The 16,552-nt window shown below is 58.9% G+C and carries 10 protein-coding genes; 9 read left to right on the top strand and 1 reads right to left on the bottom strand.

Annotated elements, in window-relative coordinates; all coding sequences use genetic code 11:
- Nucleotides 1-9 precede the first annotated feature (9 nt).
- The 4 genes from EKD03_RS10255 (at nucleotide 10) to EKD03_RS10270 (ending at nucleotide 4,607) form a co-directional block, all read left to right on the top strand.
- On the top strand, nucleotides 10-1,224 hold the full coding sequence (locus EKD03_RS10255) for an anaerobic glycerol-3-phosphate dehydrogenase subunit C (RefSeq protein WP_129630234.1): 1,215 nt from the start codon (nucleotides 10-12) through the stop codon (nucleotides 1,222-1,224).
- Nucleotides 1,221-1,955, top strand: a complete 735-nt coding sequence (dhaM, locus tag EKD03_RS10260) for a dihydroxyacetone kinase phosphoryl donor subunit DhaM (RefSeq protein WP_129630236.1) — start codon at nucleotides 1,221-1,223, stop codon at nucleotides 1,953-1,955. The genes EKD03_RS10255 and dhaM overlap by 4 nt, the downstream gene beginning before the upstream one ends.
- Before the next feature lie 282 nt (nucleotides 1,956-2,237).
- Entirely contained in the window at nucleotides 2,238-4,214 is a 1,977-nt protein-coding gene (locus tag EKD03_RS10265) for a WD40 repeat domain-containing serine/threonine protein kinase (RefSeq protein WP_238613482.1), read from the top strand.
- Nucleotides 4,215-4,607, top strand: a complete 393-nt coding sequence (locus tag EKD03_RS10270; RefSeq protein ID WP_238613483.1) for a hypothetical protein — start codon at nucleotides 4,215-4,217, stop codon at nucleotides 4,605-4,607. It abuts the gene before it with no gap.
- On the opposite strand, the gene EKD03_RS10275 is transcribed toward EKD03_RS10270, so the two are convergent.
- Nucleotides 4,604-7,984, bottom strand: a complete 3,381-nt coding sequence (locus EKD03_RS10275; RefSeq protein ID WP_129630240.1) for a cyclic nucleotide-binding domain-containing protein — start codon at nucleotides 7,982-7,984, stop codon at nucleotides 4,604-4,606. The genes EKD03_RS10270 and EKD03_RS10275 overlap by 4 nt on opposite strands.
- A gap of 485 nt (nucleotides 7,985-8,469) precedes the next feature.
- Between EKD03_RS10275 and EKD03_RS10280 the strand changes: the two genes are divergently transcribed.
- The 5 genes from EKD03_RS10280 (at nucleotide 8,470) to gyrB (ending at nucleotide 16,255) form a co-directional block, all read left to right on the top strand.
- Nucleotides 8,470-8,883 carry a YjdF family protein gene (locus EKD03_RS10280; protein WP_129630242.1) on the top strand — a complete coding sequence of 138 codons (414 nt, stop codon included), beginning with the start codon at nucleotides 8,470-8,472 and terminating at the stop codon, nucleotides 8,881-8,883.
- A gap of 233 nt (nucleotides 8,884-9,116) precedes the next feature.
- Nucleotides 9,117-11,021 (top strand): M15 family metallopeptidase, encoded by a 1,905-nt coding sequence (locus EKD03_RS10285; protein WP_129630244.1) that lies wholly within the window; start codon nucleotides 9,117-9,119, stop codon nucleotides 11,019-11,021.
- 146 nt (nucleotides 11,022-11,167) lie between these two features.
- Complete coding sequence (locus EKD03_RS10290) at nucleotides 11,168-13,234, top strand: M15 family metallopeptidase (RefSeq protein ID WP_161569232.1); 2,067 nt, start codon at nucleotides 11,168-11,170, stop codon at nucleotides 13,232-13,234.
- A 168-nt stretch (nucleotides 13,235-13,402) separates the two neighbouring features.
- The gene (locus tag EKD03_RS10295) at nucleotides 13,403-14,305 is read left to right on the top strand and encodes a DUF7847 domain-containing protein (protein ID WP_476695790.1); all 903 of its coding nucleotides are present in this window, start codon (nucleotides 13,403-13,405) and stop codon (nucleotides 14,303-14,305) included.
- 39 nt (nucleotides 14,306-14,344) lie between these two features.
- Nucleotides 14,345-16,255: a DNA topoisomerase (ATP-hydrolyzing) subunit B gene (gyrB, locus tag EKD03_RS10300; RefSeq protein ID WP_129630251.1), complete on the top strand. Its 1,911-nt coding sequence runs from the start codon at nucleotides 14,345-14,347 to the stop codon at nucleotides 16,253-16,255.
- The last annotated feature ends 297 nt before the right edge of the window (nucleotides 16,256-16,552 follow it).

A 16,552-nucleotide genomic window follows, 5' to 3' on the forward strand; every position in this document is an offset into this window, starting at 1 on the left:
GGGGATATCATGGGACATCTTGAAGATTCGCTCGATCAGTGTATCAAGTGCAATGTCTGTATGACGGCATGCCCCGTAGCGGCGGTGAGCGAAGACTTCCCTGGCCCCAAGGTAGTCGGCCCGCAGGCGCAACGCTTTCGCCACGCCGATCAACCCATCCCCGACGCCTCAGTGGACTACTGCTCCGGCTGTCGGGTGTGTAACGAAGTCTGCCCCACCGGAGTACGGATTGCAGAAATCAACGCCCGTGCGCGTGCGGCATTAGTAGCGGCCCAGGGGCAACCGCTACGCAACCGGATCATCGCGCGCGCCGGGTTGGTGGGGCGGCTAAGTAGTGGCCCGCACGCCCCGCTGCTCAACATAGGGTTGGGGTTGCGCCCGGTGCGCTGGGCGATGGAACATGTCATCCAGATCCACCGCGATGCGCCTCTACCGGCGGCGAGTCGCCACACCTTTCGCCACTGGTTCCACCAGCGAGGCCAACGCCACGGATTGCGCCAGATCGTCTATTATCATGGGTGCAGCACCCAGTATTATGAACCATGGGTCGGTCAAGCCGCCGTGGCCGTACTTGAGCATAACGGCTTCGAGGTGATTGTGCCCGATCAGAAGTGCTGTGGACTACCGCTACTCTCCAATGGCGACTTTGTCAACGCAAAACGATATCACGTGTACAATGTAGCACAGTTGTTACCCTATGTTCGTCAGGGCATCCCGGTGGTAGGCACCAGTACCAGTTGTACCCTAACCATTAAGGAGGAAGCACCCGAACTGCTCGACCTCGCCAGCCAAGAGGTTGCCGATGTCGCGGCGCACACCTATGACATCTTTGAGTTTCTGCGCAGCCTCGCCGATCAGGGTGAACTGCGAACCGACTTCCGGGCGATTCGACGCACCCTGCCTTACCACCCACCCTGCCAACTACGTGCTCATCGCATCGGCGTACCGGTGCTGGATGTCTTAGGACTCATCCCAGGGTTGCGCATCGTAGAGAGCCAAGCGGCATGCTGTGGAATTGCCGGTACCTACGGCCTGAAGCGCGAGAAGTACCCGATAGCCATGGCAGTTGGAGAACCCTTGTTCCAGTTTATACGCACATCGGGTTCCGAATTGGCCCTCTGTGATAGCGAAACCTGTCGTTGGCAGATCAGCCATGCGACCGGTATAAGAACCAAACACCCAATTGAAATTCTGGCCGAAGCCTACGGACTCTACCCATCATGATTGGCCTACTCATCATTTCCCATAGCACCGAGATCGCCAGCGGGGTCAAAGCACTAGTTGAGCAGATGGCACAAGGCCGCCTGCCAATTATTGCTGCCGGGGGCACATTGGAAGGTGATCTAGGCACAAGCACCGACGTGATCATGGCCGCAATTGAGCAACTAGGCAGCGTAGAAGCTGTGTTGGCGCTCGTTGATATGGGTAGTGCAATTATGAGTGCCGAGATCGCCCTAGAGATGAGTGGGCTACCCTTCCGGATCAGTCCGGCGCCATTAGTGGAAGGAGCCTTAGTCGCAGCCGTCGAAGCCACCCGCCCCGGTGTCAGCCTCGCCGAGGTCTCACTGGCCGCCGAACGCGCCCTGGAGGCCAAACATGAAGCGTTGGGGAGCGGAGCACTCCTGGTTCCGATCACCCTCCCCAGCCAAGTCAGTCGCTCGCATAGCGAGATCGTCTTGACCGTCACCAACAAGGTTGGCCTGCATATGCGCCCAGCCAAAGACTTTGTACAATTAGCCAGCCGCTTTAAGGCCCAGATCCGTGCGCGTAACCTGGATCGCCCAGATCGTTCCGACGGGAATGCGAAGAGTATTATTGATGTAATGAAACTTGGGGTAACCTGTGGCCATCAGATCGCCATCTCAGCCGAGGGTGATGATGCCCAAGTGGCACTCAAAGCCCTTGCAGAGTTGATCAGGAACAATTTTGGTGAAGCACCTTCCTTCTCAGGATAGTTGGTTATGTCACGCTGAGCGGAGTGAAGCGTCCCGGACGAGATTCCTCGCGACGCTCAGAATGACCAGCCATTCGGCCCAGGGCATGTGCAAAGTTCTTGGGACTGCGCCCCGAACCCCCACCGGAGGTAACTTTGCACATGCCCTGCCATTCGGCCCACTACCCTTCTGAGTGCGGTAATGATTTTGCTATAATACGCTCTATAATAGCCAAGGATGGTGATAAACCCCGTGAATGATCGCCCACGCCCTTCCGATGCGTCCGATGAAAGTAAACTCCCTATGTTAGCGCCCGGCACGATGCTTCAACAACGTTACCGCATCGTCGAGCAGATCGGCAAGGGTGGAATGGGCGCGGTCTATTTGGCCCGCGATCTTCGGCTATCCCATGATGTGGCAATTAAAGAGACCTTCTTTCAAGATGAGACCTACCGGCGCGCTTTTGAGCACGAAGCCAAGTTGTTAGCCCGGTTACGCCACCAAGCATTGCCCAAGGTGAGCGATCATTTCAGTGAGGGCAATGGCCAATTCCTGGTGATGGAGTATATCTACGGTGAGGATCTGGGCAGCCAGCTTACCCGCTTGGGCAAGCGCTTCGCCTCGCCCCAAGCGCTCAATATGGTGTTGCGCTGGGCCGATCAGTTACTCGATGTGCTCAACTACCTGCACAATCGGCCCATGCCGATCATCCACCGTGACCTCAAACCCAAGAATCTCAAACTCACCTCCACCTTCGATATTATTCTGCTTGACTTTGGGTTGGCGCGGGGTGGGGTGACGGTCACGATGGATACCACCAATACCGCTGGCCCCGAACAGCGCAAGATCTATGGGTTTACGCCCCCCTATGCACCGATTGAGCAGATGCGCGATGGAGAGCCTGACCCGCGTAGCGACATCTATTCGCTGGGGGCGACACTCTATCATATGCTGACCGATACGCTGCCACCTGATGCGATGAGCCGCATGGCACGCTTGATCAATGGCAATAATGATCCCTTGCGCCCCATCCGTGAGATTTCGCCCCATGTACCTGAACTGGTTGCGAATCTTATCCATCGCTCACTCAGTATCACGATGGATGGCCGCCCGCAAAATGCCCGCATCATGCGCGAAGAACTCTTCTACGCTCGCCAGGGTGGCATCAGTCCATCCCATATCTCGCAACCACAAACCCCATCGAGTAGTCAAGCACCGCCAAACTACCCGCCGCAAAACTACCCAGCCCAGAGCTATCCACCTGGCCATGCCTTTCAGCCGGGGATGACCATTCAACCGGGGATGACTGTCCAGCACGGGAACACCCTCCAAGGCGGACAGACCTATTACGGTGCCAATCCAACCCTCAATCTCGGTTCCCAGCCCAGCAACGAAACACCGCCGGTGGGGACGATGTTGCGGATGATCACCACCGGCAGCCCTATCCGTACTCTCACCTTCAGTTCGGATGGCGAATTGCTCGCCGCTGGCCATGATGATAAGACGATTAGCATCTGGCGGATGGGTGATTATACCCAACTGCATACGCTCCGTGGCCACGGGAGCGGTATTCGCAGTCTCTTCTTCTCGCCCAAGAACGACCTGCTGGCGAGTGGAAGTGATGACGAGACGGTACGTATTTGGCAGACCAATACCGGTGAATCGCTGCGCATGTTGCGCATGCCCGGCTGTGCCGTCGAGGGAATCGCGTTTAGTCCGAATGGCAAGCTCTTGGCCGTGGGAGGATGGGGGAGTACGATTACCATCTGTACGGTGGATGGCGATTCGATTCGCATTCTCGATACCCTGCCCAGCCCGTTTGTGCAGAGTATCTGCTTCAGTGCCGATGGTGAACTCTTGGCCGCCGGTTGCTTCGATGGAATCGTCTATCTCTGGAATACCTCCGACCACCAGCCCGCCGGGCAACTGACGGGCTTTGCAAGTTTCATCTATAGCGTGGCCTTTAGCCACAATGGTGAATATATCACTGCGAGTAGCCAGTCGAGTATTCGTCTCTGGCGTGCCGCTGAACGCAAGGCAGTGGAGATATTTGAGGGTCACCGCAATCCCGTGCGCTCACTCGCATTTAGCCCCGATGACCAGTTCTTGGCAAGTGCCAGCGAAGATATGACGGTGCGCTTATGGCGGATGAGCGACTCGACCGCCGCATTCACGCCCTTTGAACATCGCGCTGGTGTCACCAGCCTCGCCTACCGCCCCGATGGTCGTGTGTTGGCCACTGGCACCCACGATGGGCGGATCTATTTCTGGCAGGTCTAAGTGTTGCGTACACTTCCGCTCCTCCTATTGCTCGTGCTCCTGAGTGGCTGTCTGCTGCTGAGTGGGGAGGAGACGAGTATTGATCTGCTTGATCAGAGCGGCAATCTGAGTACGACATTTGTCAGTGGCGAAGGCAGCGAAGAGCGCACCTTGCGGGTGAGTGAGGGCGAAACAACGCTGCACGTCATCGTCATGGTGAGCGTCGAATCGGGTGATCTCCAGATCGAGATGCTCCAACCCGATGGGGCAGTGGTCTTTGTGCTTGCGGCCCAACCCGACACACAACTCACCCGCAGTGCGTGGGTACGCAGCGATGCGCAGGGCCAAATTCACTACCGCGTCGCGGCACGCGGGGCGCGCAACGGGTCATATCAGATCTTTGTGCAGCCCTAGCGCAACATCAACATGCGCCCGGTGCCGATCTGTTCCAAGCCGCGTGCGATATTGCTGGTATGCGCCAACATCTCGCCGATGACCGCGTGGGGAATAGCGAGCAAGCGGATCGGAGTGATACTAGCGACCGAGGCCATAGGTGGCCCGCCGCGCAACAGTTCCAACTCGCCAAAAAACTCCTCTGGCCCCACCTGCGCCACCACCTGGGCCTTCGCGTTGGGATCTTCGGCACTGACCCGCAACACCGCTGCGCGCCCCGAAACAATCAGGTAGAAACGGCCACTCGGCTGGCCTTGGCGCACGATCACCGCCCGCGCCGGATGATCAACCGCAACCGCGTGGTGTGCCAACTCGCGCAGCGCAGTGCGTGAGGCACCGTGGAAGAGTGGGATACGTTCGAGCAACCGTACTATCTCCAACAGCGCCAAACCGTCGTTGGCGTGTGGGGCAAGTTCCTTCAACATACGCCCAATCTCGGCCCCTGGCAGGTAGAGTAGGCTGCTTGCAATCGTGGCACGATACGACTGACTCGTCACCGTCTCAAATTTTTCGCCCACCTCGCCAAAGAAATCGCCGCGATGCAACTCCTGCACCAGCGTCTCACCCTGCATCACTGCCACCTCTCCGGCCTCAACGATCCAGAGGCCAGAAGGAGGAACGTGGGCTGCCAATAATACGTCGCCCGCGCCCGCATGACGAGATTCCAACACCGCCGCCAAGTGCTGCAACTCGGCATCATTGCAGGGCACAAAGATCTCCACCTGGCGCAGCAACCGCAGGCGTGCTTCGCGCATGTCGCCAAAGGTGCGCGAGATCTCGTTTGCCCAGGGCGTATTGGGGAAGATATGCCGCCCCGCCGCTTCACGTTCGGGCCACGGCAGCGCATCGTAGGCGGCCCGAATAGCACGGCGGGCAAAACTCGCCCCAGACTGCTCCTCAATCGTCGCCACGGTGTAGCGCAGCACCTCGGCATAGCGTGCCCCTTGCAGATCGAGCGGCGCAGCGCGCAGAGCCGGGCTAATCCGCACCTGCTCACGATCTAGCGTGATGTCCCAGTTGGCGGTTGCGGCCAAAACATCCATACGATCATCGAGTGCCTGGGCGCGCCGGTTGCCGTAGAGCGTGTGCAAGAGCCGGTAACAGCCCGCGTAACACTGCTGGAAGGCACGCTGGAGGCGTTCAGACTCGCTCAGAGTGGGTTGGAGGGGCCAACTCAGCCCCTGGGTATTGATCTGGCGCAGGGTTAAGTAGTGGGTACACCACGCCGCCGCCCACAACCCGGACGAAAGGGTCAGTGCGGCGATGGCGGTAGGGGTATTGCGCCATACCGGCAATACCTCCAATAAGTAGCTCACCGTCTGGGCGGCAATCCCCATCCAGAGCAGCAACCAGCACCAGAGCAAGCGCGAGTCACGCAGGCCGATCAGTTGGGGAAGGAGGAGCGCCAGCGCCAACAGACTCAGATAGATCGGGGCGGCTTGGATGACCACCCACAGGAATGAGGCGTGGGGTTGGGCGTTCTCGATCAGGCCAATCGCGAGGCCCGCAACCACAAAGGCGAGGCCGAGCATAATCGCGCTCAGAGTCAGTTCGCTGGGGCGCGAGTGGTGCAGATCCACATCCAGCAGGGTGACAAACCCGGCAAACATGAGCAACACAAACCCGGCAATTTCAAACCCGGCCCAGATCGCCGAGAAGCGCGGCAGCAACAAGTAGCCACCCAAGGCCAACAACTCAATCAGGCTCACCGCCAGAAAGCTGTTGAGCGCTTGGGCCACCTGCGCCCCTCGGTAATTGGCTTTGAGCACGAACTGCACCCCTAGTGCGATCAGCCAGAGCAGCGGCGGGATGAAGGCCATCTCGATGCCATACCGCAAGGGCAGGCCGGTGAGTGCAAAGGCTAGGCTGGTCAGCAGCAACGCCGCGATCAGCGGGCTACGCCCATACCCGCGCTGCGCGACCCACGTTGCAGCGGCGCGGAGCAAGCCCCAGGCGGCAAAGATCAACCCCAAGCCAAACGGCACCCCAATCACCAAGAGCAGCACCAGCGCGATCAACCGCCCCAACCAACCCTCACTCCAGAGCGTCGCCAGCACCCCCAGCAGTTGGCGTTGCCAGAAGAGCGCCGTGAGCACCACCGCAATCAGTGTGTAGAGTGCTGCAAGCAGGCCGTAGATGCTAAAGAAGCGCTCTTCATGATTGAACGTAGCGCGGCTGCGCAGCTTCTGCCAGAAGGGGCCACTGATGAAGTCGAGGGCACGCCGACGTAGGTTGGGCAGGCGCAACCAATCCACCAAGATGAAGTAGCCATCCAATTCGAGCAGCGGATTGAAGTTGAAGAGCGCGGCCAAATAGGATGCAACCGCGAGTTTGTAGGCCGCCCCCGCGAGCAGGCCATCAGTCAGGAAGAAGGCGGCGAGCGCGGCCAGCGAACCGACCAAAAGATCACTCAATGGCCCGGCCAGCGAGACCAAGATACGCGCATGACGCCCGGCCAGCCACATATCACTCGTATCCACAAAAGCGGCGGGCATGCCATAGTAGATCATCACTCCACCGCGCACCACGCGCCGCCCGCTATGCTTCACCGCCAGGGCGTGGGCCAACTCGTGCAGCACAAAGGAGACCAGCAACGCCGCCCAGAGGGCGAGCAAGCTGAGCAACACATTATCCGGGTTCAGCACCTGATAGGTGTCACCCGCCCCAGCTTTAAGGGTAAACGCCGTCAAGCCCGCCATCGTCAGCAGCGCATGGATGAGCGCAAAGGGGCGCGTAAAGAAGAATTTGCCGCCCATCTGATAGAGGCGAGTGATAAAGTCATCAATCCCGTGTACATCAAAGGTGCGCTGGCGCAACGTATCGAGCAACCGCTCGCCCTTACCCTCAACACTCTGAGCCGCCTCACGCTGGCGCATCCCACGGTAGATACCCACCGGCGCATCAGCCAAAAAGCCTTGCGCACGTAACGACTGCACCAGTTCGGCCACGGGGAGCAACTGCTTAAAGCGCAAAAAGCCCATCGTCGCCAATTGAACCACACTCTGGGTACCATCCATCGCATGCCACAGCGCCCGTTCAGCCGCGTTCAAGCGCAGATAGTTCCCGGTTGGGCTGCGCAGCACCGTCAACGTATGGCCATGCTCTTGGATCGTCTCCTCAGCCACCTCGGCAACTCGTTGTGGGCAATACTGGGCAAAATCCACCCGTTGATCTAGGTTTCTCCAGAGATCGAGCGAACTACCATCATCATGCGGACGAGTCGCAATACGACGGGCCAGCCCGTGATAGAGCCCGCGCCCAGGCAGCGCAGTCGGTATTGTCTGGAGACGGGTATCCAGCGCCGACCAGGGCGTTTCGGCTGGTGTGGTAGCAGACATAGGTGATCGTTCTGTATGCGAGAAAAGGCGGTTATGCTCTCATCCTAGCACAATCTGGGCATCTTTTAGTATAGCCCGTACCCCCCACATTCCGCCCGATTGAAGCAAGGTACGTCAGGGCATGGGCAAAGTCCTTGGGGCTGCGCCCCAAACCCTCATTTTTGTTGGTTTTTGGCGGCTGCGCCGCCAAAAACCAACAAAAAAAGATCTTCGGGGGCGGCTTCGCCGCCCCCGAACCCCCACCGAAGGTGACTTTGCACATGCCCTGCAAGGTACGTTGATCGTGGCGAGGCACACTACACACCTAGACCGATGCGCTCAGCCCGCCCTTCTGGTAGCATCATTGGCGATCCGACAATACACGCGGATGCGAAAACACCGTTCCGGTTGGTAGTCCGGACCCACGGAGCCCAAATCGCGCTGTGGCAGTATCCTTCCCCTCCAGGATGTCCAGCACCCGCAGATAGGCAACTGCGGAGGGACGCATGTCCACATTTACGGTCTACTTTGATGACCCATGGTGGGTCGGTGTGATTGAGCTTGACGAGGATCGGGTATTACGGGTGTATCGTCATATCTTTGGGAGTGAACCGAGCAACGAGGAGGTGCTTGACTTTGTGCTCAATCACTTTATCGCACGAACAACCCAACCGATGGTCGGAGTGCCTATCACACCTCCGCCTCAACGCAAAATCAACCCCAAACGTGCCGCGCGTGAAGCTGCACGTCGCATGCAGGTACGCGGCATAAGTACCAAGGCCCAGGAAGCGTTGCAGCGAGATCAAGAAGCGCAAAAGCAGGAGCGACAAAGGCGTGAGCGCGAGGAACACCAACAGGTTGCTGCGCATAAACGCCAACAGGCACGGGAAAAAGCATACGCACGACGACGAGGGCATTAATCGTGTTGTCCGTCATGATGACCTCAGATGGTTCCGTTTAGCCGACCCAAGCGGTCGCGTCGCATGGTGTCGCCTCTTCAACGGGCGTTGGCCAACGCCTGTTGAAGAGGCGGCTTCGATCAGCGCCCGTTGAAGAATCGGCCATGATCCCAACCGTTGTGGCGGTTACATATCTGTGCTACGATTAAAGTACGTATGCTATGATCTGAAGCCGTCCGAAGGAGACTCACACCATGGATGCTGTGGATGTCGAGAAGGTCGGAACCCCGGAAGAAGCTGGTGCGACTCGTGAAGGAAAGTCGGTTGAACTGATTGTTTTGGCCGATACCAGCACTGGCCCAGACGATCTTGCCGAAATGCCCAATTATCATGTTGATCCGATGGGCACCATTCGTATGCTGGTAGCCGAGGAACGCGCTGGAGATGTACTCGGACTAGCGATCTATAACAAACGCCGTTACAACATTGATCGCATTGGAATCAGCATCATGCTCCAATGCTACGAGGCGGGCGACTATAGCGATGAGCAGCGCACCGCCCTGAGTGGGCTGTTGGACGACATCAGTGCCCGCCACAAGCTCGACGAAAATGCGATGGTGCGCATCCTGCCCGACACCAAGGGCCGCCCACGTGTAACACCGTCGCTGCCCCCTGCACCATCCGCCGTGAGTGGCGATATGCTCGGTGCGGCCCCCATGAGCCGCGAGCAGGAGATGTGGCTCTTCCTGTATGGTGAGAGTTACAAACCGCGTGGTGGTGCGCTGAAGATCGCGCAGGCGCTGCCCCTGCATGCTGCCAAGTTCAAGCTAGGTACACCGCTCGGCCCCAACGATGCCACCACCACCGTCGCCACCGAAGGCCACACCTACAGTGTCCAACCCTTCGCCACCGACCTGATCTTCTACGAAGGCACCCAGTATGCCGCCGTCCAGAGCATGAATGCGCTCTTCGACGATGATGCAGCGGAGATCCCGGCCAAAGGCACATCCCGTGCGCTCCTTGAAGCCTACTACCGCATCTCGATTGCCACCACCGAGAAGCGCACCGGGGCACTCAAGGGCACCAAGGTACTGCGCCCAGATTGGCGCTTCCACCTCGTGGCCAAGAATGGCCGCCTTGGTCCCGCTATGAGCGACAACTATGTCTTCAAGGCCGATCAGGACTACGCCTTCCAGATCTTCGGTGCCGATGTGCTCTACACCCCGATGAGTGACCAGACCGGCTGTGAACGGCTCAATCTGACCGATCCGGCCCATCCGGCCTTCAATGCGCTCTGGGGTGAGGTGTACCGCTTCATGGGGGTACCCTTCGATGCCAACTCGCCCTACCACAAGAAGGCGGTTGAATTGCGTATCGGGGTTCCGCTAACCAACATCTATAGCACCGACTTTGGTGGGGCGACCTACGCGGTGCAGGTCTGGACGCTCGACACGATCTACGCGGGTACCGACGGCCAGATCCGGCGCATGAGCGACCTACCGATGACCGCCGAGGCCCAAGCGTGGACTCCGGCGGCACCCAAGCCAATCCCGCCCACCCCGCCCAACCCACTGCCCCCCGTAGTGCCACCCTCGAATGCGGGTGCGCCGCGCCCCAACGACATCAACTGGCCCCCACGCCCCGACTTCTCCTTCCTCACCGACAAGAACGGGGCACGCGAAAAGGCGTTGGGCAAGATCGAGTGGGTACGCACGAACGGCGATAATATCCGGATCACCAACAGTTTCGCCAGCAACATCATCAAGATCCACGTGCCCCAACTGGCCAAGATCAAAGGCGGTGGTGACGGCCACATCATGTTCCACAAGGTGGCCGCCGAGCAGATGAAGCGCCTCTGGGCGGCGTGGGAAGCCGCCGGGTTACTGAGTAAGGTGTTGATGTTCGCGGGAACCTTCGTTCCACGTACCATCCGCAACAACCCGCGTGTGCTGAGCAACCACGCCTACGGCACGGCCTTCGACATCAACGTAGCCTGGAATGGGCTGATGAAGGTCGCGGCGCTCGTTGGGCAACAAGGCTCGGTCCGTGAACTGGTGCCCCTCGCCAATGCCCACGGCTTCTATTGGGGTGGCCATTGGAATTATGACGGTAAGGGTGCCTCGGACGGGATGCATTTTGAATGGGCGGTGCCACGGTAGGTAGAGACGCAAGTAGAGACGCAAGATATTGCGGCGGTGTCGAGGCGCAAAATGTTGCGGCGGCGTCGAGGCGCAAAATGTTGCGGCGGCGTCGAGGCGCAAGTAGAGACGCAATATCTTGCGTCTCTACCTGTACGGAGGGCACAATGAGCGATCTGGAGGTTCAGGATGTAGGCCGACCAGAGGGATCGGGCAGTAATCGTGGCCGAGCACAGGTGGAATTGATCGTCCTATCTGACGAGACGCGCCCCACCGAAGAAGCTATCGCTGCGTATCTCGCCCCCCGTGCATTGGTGCTTCCCCACTACCATATTGATCGACGGGGCACCATTCGCCGCCTCGTGGATAGCAGTCGCGCCGGGCGTGGGTTGGGTCAAGCGCATTATCAGGGTTTCTCACAACGTATTGATCCGATTGCGATTAGTATTCGGCTCCAAAAGCGGATCACCGCAGGCTACGATGGCCCATTGTTACGGGCGCTACAGACCCTCCTCGAATCGCTGTGTGTCCACTACTGGCTTGATCATAACACCATTACCCGCATCGTCTACCGCACGCAGGGCCAAGTTGCAGTACCCTATGTACCGCCGCCAGCGCCGACCTACCCGCAATCGGGGTTGGAAGCGCATGGCAGTATGATCTTAGGATCGGCAGCGGTGAGTGAGGAGTACGGCGAATTCCTGAGCGAAACCTACGAGACGGAATTGCCACTCGGTACGGCTGATAACGAAACGCTACCGATCCTTGGCGGCGTGCCCACGCCTTCCAGCCCCTCGCTGCTGTGGGAAATGCTCTACACCGAGACATGTAAGCCGCGTGGTGGAACCTTACGCCTCGATTGGGCCTTTACGATCTTCGCTGCCACCAAACACCTGGGTGCCCCCGTAGCCCCCAACCCCAAACAGCCGCTCATCTCCGGTGGAATAGGCTACAACTTCCAGCCCTTTGCGCGCGATACGATCTACAACATCGGGATAGATTACAGCGATGTGCGGCGGCTCAGCGATCTGCTCGGCCCCGGCCCCGCCATCCCGGTTGGCCCCGGCCGCGATCTGCTGGCGGCGAGCTACCGTGCGGCGCTCGATGCGGGGAGTGCGTGTGGCGTGCCCCTCACGGGCAACCAGAACCTCAATCCAGCCTGGAAGTTCCACCAGATTGCGCACAGTGACGGGCTTGGCCCCGCCCTCAGTGGCAACTATGTCACCACCAGCAAACGCTACATTGTCCAGGTCTTTGCCGGGGACACCCTCTTCACCCCAGTCAGCCAGCAAAGTGGCTGTCAACGCCTCAGCGAGACCAGCCCCACCAGCCCGGCCTATGCAGCGATCTGGGCCGAGACCTACAAAGTTGCCCCCGCCCGCTATGATCCAACCTCGCCATTCCAGCAGTTAGCGGCACGTTTGCGGCTAGGTGCCCCGCTCACCGGAGTGTACGACACCACCTTGGCAGGCGATCTCTACACCATCCAGGTCTTTGCGTTGGATACGCTCTACCGGGGCAAGGATGGAGTGATTCGGCGTATGAGCGATCTGCCCTTGCCCGACAAGGTGGGCTGGCCAACTGCAACCCAACGGCTCGCGCCTACACCACAACCAGAGCCAGAACCACGCCGCCTTGAGATTGATGTTGGGCCAGCGCGGCGCAACGATCCCGCTTGGCCACCTCCACCACCCTTCAACTTCCTCGCGTCGCGTCCAGGAGCCGCTGAAGCGGCTCTAGGGCAGATCGAGTGGCAGCGGGTTCCCAGTTCAAGTGATCGTGACGCCATCCAGATTACCAATGACTGGGACGAAGAGCATCTGGTGGTGATCAACATCCCCCAACTACGCAAGTTCCGCTTGGCTGGGTATGGCAAACTACGCTTCCACCGCCGCGCCGCCGCCCAACTCATCCAGCTCTTCGCCGATTGGGAAGAGGCCGGGCTGCTGGGCCTAATCCTCAGTTTTGATGGTGCCTACAACCCACGGACTATCCGCGCCACCCAACCCGGCCAGACCACCAACGTGCTGAGTAATCACGCCTATGGTACCGCCTTCGACATCAACGCCGCTCAGAACCCCTTTATGGGCAAACCAGCATTGGTAGGTGAACATGGCTCGGTTCGTGAACTGGTACCCCTCGCCTATGCCAACGGCTTCTACTGGGGCGGCCACTTTACCTACCGCAACGGCGGCCATGATGGTATGCACTTCGAGTGGGCGGTTGAGGTATAAATTATTTTGGTATTGTTTGGCGGCTGCGCCGCCAAACAATACCAAAAAAGAGACGACCTGGCGGGTCGTCTCTTTTTTATTTATCACACAAATGTTTCAAATAAACTTTCCGAAAAGAAGCAAGTATGGTATAATGAAACGGTTGTGGAGGAGGCGATCTTGAGCGTTGTGAAGCCCCAAAGCCTGAGTTTAGTTGACACGATCAGTGCCGGATATCAGGCACTCAATCGGCGGCCTTGGGCGCTCCTGATTCCGGTGGGAGTTAGTACCTACCTCTGGCTGAGCAACCCCCTCACCCTCACCAAAGGAGGGCGAATTGCCACGGGCATCAACCAAGCCCTCGATCTACTCACCACCAACCCTCAGGCACGCCAGGGGGTCGCCGAACAGATTCTGCACCGTGATCTACGCACCTCACTCGCGTGGCTAAATCTGGTACCAGTGCTAGATCCGCTCACTCCTGGGCGCAACGCCATCCATATTGGTGGGCCATACGCCGTGTTCAGTACCCTCGCCCTGATCAACCTGCTTGCGCTACTCTGGAGTTGCCTCTTCCTCGCGCTGCTCAGTAGCGCGGTACGCTATGAGCCACTCGCCCCCGTACCACTCTTGCGGCGCACCTTTCAGGTTGCCAGCACGATCATCGTGGCCACCCTCATCATCGTGGGGATCAGCATCATCGTCGGCTTACCGCTATTCGCCATCTCAGCCCTGATCGTGATCTTTGTCCCCGCCAGCGCACTGCCTATCGCCCTCGCCTGGTACATCGCCTGCTTCTGGGCCTATGTCTATATCAGCTTTACACCCGAAGCCATTCTGATCAGCCGGGCTGGCCCATTCCGTGCCCTCGGTCATAGCATCCGCGTGGTACGCCATAACATGATCGGGACGGTTGGCTTGCTCATCATCAGCTTTCTTATTCTCAACGGCCTACGCCTGATCTGGGCGCAGGTGGCCGTCAATCCGCTCGGTATAGCGGCGGCCATCCTCGGTAGTGCCTATGTCGGCAGTGGCCTCAGTGCGGCGCGCCTCGAATTTTATCGCGATCAAGTAACCCGCTTCCATGCCTGATCTTGGGTCGAAGATCACGCACCTACATAAGGAATACCTATGACTACAGAGCCACAGAGCTACGATGCCAGCCAGATTACGGTGCTTGAGGGCCTTGATGCGGTGCGCAAACGGCCTGGCATGTATATTGGGCCGACCGACATTAACGGCCTGCACCATATGATCAAGGAGGTGGTGGATAACTCGGTGGACGAGGCGTTGGCCGGGTATGCCGATACGATCACCATCACCATTTTGGCCGATAGTTCGGTGAAGGTGACGGATAACGGGCGCGGGATTCCGGTTGATATTCACCCCAAACATCAGGTCTCGGCATTACAACTCGCTGCCACCGAACTCCACGCAGGTGGCAAGTTTGGCGATGGCGGCTATAAGGTCTCCTCAGGGCTACATGGCGTGGGCCTCTCGGTAGTCAACGCACTCTCCGAGTGGATGCGCGCCGAAGTGCGCCGCCACGGCAAGCTCTGGGTGCAAGAGTACCGCACCGGCAAACCGCAAGGGCCGGTGGCCGCCGTGGAAGAAGCTGAAGGCACCGGCACCGCGATCCACTTCATGCCCGATATAACCATCTTCAAAGACGGGATTGACTACCAGTTCCGGGTGGTGGCGCAGCGCCTACGCGAGATGGCCTACCTCACCAAAGGGCTACGCTTTAAGTTTGTTGATGAACGCACCCAGAACGAGGTCAACTTCTACTTCGAGGGCGGGATCGTCTCCTATGTGCGCCACCTGAACAAGGCCAAGGGTGCCCTGCACCGCCTGCCGTTCTATGTCGAGCGCACCGTAGGCGAGGTGGCGGTTGAGGTGGCAATGCAGTATACCGACACCTACGACACCGACTCGATCTACGCCTTTGCCAACAACATCAACAACACCGACGGCGGCGCGCATCTGTCGGGCTTCCGCACCGCGCTCACCCGCGTCATCAACACCTACGCCCGCAACAAAAATCTGCTCAAAGAGAATGATGCCAACCTCACCGGCGATGATGTGCGTGAGGGGCTCACCGCCGTCATCAGCGTCAAGCTGAAGGACCCGCAGTTCTCCTCGCAGACCAAGGAGAAGTTGGTAAGCCCGGAGGCGGCGAGTGCGGTGGGTACCGTGATGGGTGACGCACTGACCACATGGCTCGACGAGAACCCCGGTGAGGCGCGGCGCATCATCGAGAAGGCGGTCTCAGCGGCGCGGACACGCCTCGCCGTACAGAAGGTACGCGACACCGCTCGCAAGAGCGCCATGGATGGCTTCTCGCTGCCCGGCAAGCTCGCCGACTGCTCGGACAGCAACCCGGCGCGTAGCGAACTCTACATCGTCGAGGGCGACTCGGCAGGTGGTACCGCCAAGCAGGGCCGTGACCGGCGCTTCCAGGCGATCCTACCCCTACGCGGCAAGATCCTGAATGTCGAAAAGAGCCGCATTGACAAGATGCTCTCCAACGCCGAAGTCAAGGCGCTGATCACCGCGATTGGAGCCTCGATTGGGGAACTCTTCAGTGCCGAGAAGCTGCGTTACCACCGCATCATCCTCATGGCCGACGCCGACGTGGACGGCAGCCACATCCGCACCCTGCTGCTCACCTTCTTCTTCCGCCACATGCGCCAACTGATCACCAGCGGCCATCTCTACATCGCCCAACCGCCGCTCTACCGCATCAAGCACGGGCGCGAGCAGGTCTACACCTACTCCGACGCCGAGCGTGACAACTACCTGGCCAAACTGCCCGCCGGCACCAAATCCGAGATCCAGCGCTACAAGGGGCTAGGCGAGATGAACGCCGAGCAACTCTGGGAGACGACGCTCAACCCGGCCAACCGCATCATCCTCCAGGTGACAGTCGAGGACGCTCAACTAGCCGACGAGACCTTCACAATGCTGATGGGCGATCTGGTACCGCCACGCCGCCGCTTCATCCAGACGCATGCGAGTGAGGTGCGGGATTTGGATATTTAGGAGTGCATGTGTGTCAGATTTCACACGAACTGAGACTGGTTTCACACGAACTGAGACTCTATTTCACGCGAACTGAGACTGGCATCTGTTCGATGATCCAAGAGACGTAAGCTGAACGCTCTGGTCAACCATTGTACGTTATCATGCGGATGGTGAAGGAACAACACCCACCTAGACAACATGGAAAGGTCAGAGGGGGAGATCGTGATCACCCCCTCTGAGATAAGAGAATCGGCTCATGTAGGAGGTCAGACGAAATGAGCAAAAAATACCATAGCAAATGAGTCGCTTTCAGCC

This window comes from Candidatus Oscillochloris fontis, assembly GCF_004138135.1.
Taxonomy (GTDB): Bacteria; Chloroflexota; Chloroflexia; order Chloroflexales; family Chloroflexaceae; genus Oscillochloris; species Oscillochloris fontis.

What these genes read in the sequence shown, in the direction of transcription:
- EKD03_RS10280 (WP_129630242.1), top strand. Translation starts at nt 8,470, where the DNA reads ATGTCCACATTTACGGTCTACTTTGATGACCCATGGTGGGTCGGTGTG.
- dhaM (WP_129630236.1), top strand. Translation starts at nt 1,221, where the DNA reads ATGATTGGCCTACTCATCATTTCCCATAGCACCGAGATCGCCAGCGGG.
- EKD03_RS10285 (WP_129630244.1), top strand. Translation starts at nt 9,117, where the DNA reads ATGGATGCTGTGGATGTCGAGAAGGTCGGAACCCCGGAAGAAGCTGGT.
- EKD03_RS10255 (WP_129630234.1), top strand. Translation starts at nt 10, where the DNA reads ATGGGACATCTTGAAGATTCGCTCGATCAGTGTATCAAGTGCAATGTC.
- EKD03_RS10265 (WP_238613482.1), top strand. Translation starts at nt 2,238, where the DNA reads ATGTTAGCGCCCGGCACGATGCTTCAACAACGTTACCGCATCGTCGAG.
- gyrB (WP_129630251.1), top strand. Translation starts at nt 14,345, where the DNA reads ATGACTACAGAGCCACAGAGCTACGATGCCAGCCAGATTACGGTGCTT.
- EKD03_RS10275 (WP_129630240.1), bottom strand. Translation starts at nt 7,984, where the DNA reads ATGTCTGCTACCACACCAGCCGAAACGCCCTGGTCGGCGCTGGATACC.
- EKD03_RS10290 (WP_161569232.1), top strand. Translation starts at nt 11,168, where the DNA reads ATGAGCGATCTGGAGGTTCAGGATGTAGGCCGACCAGAGGGATCGGGC.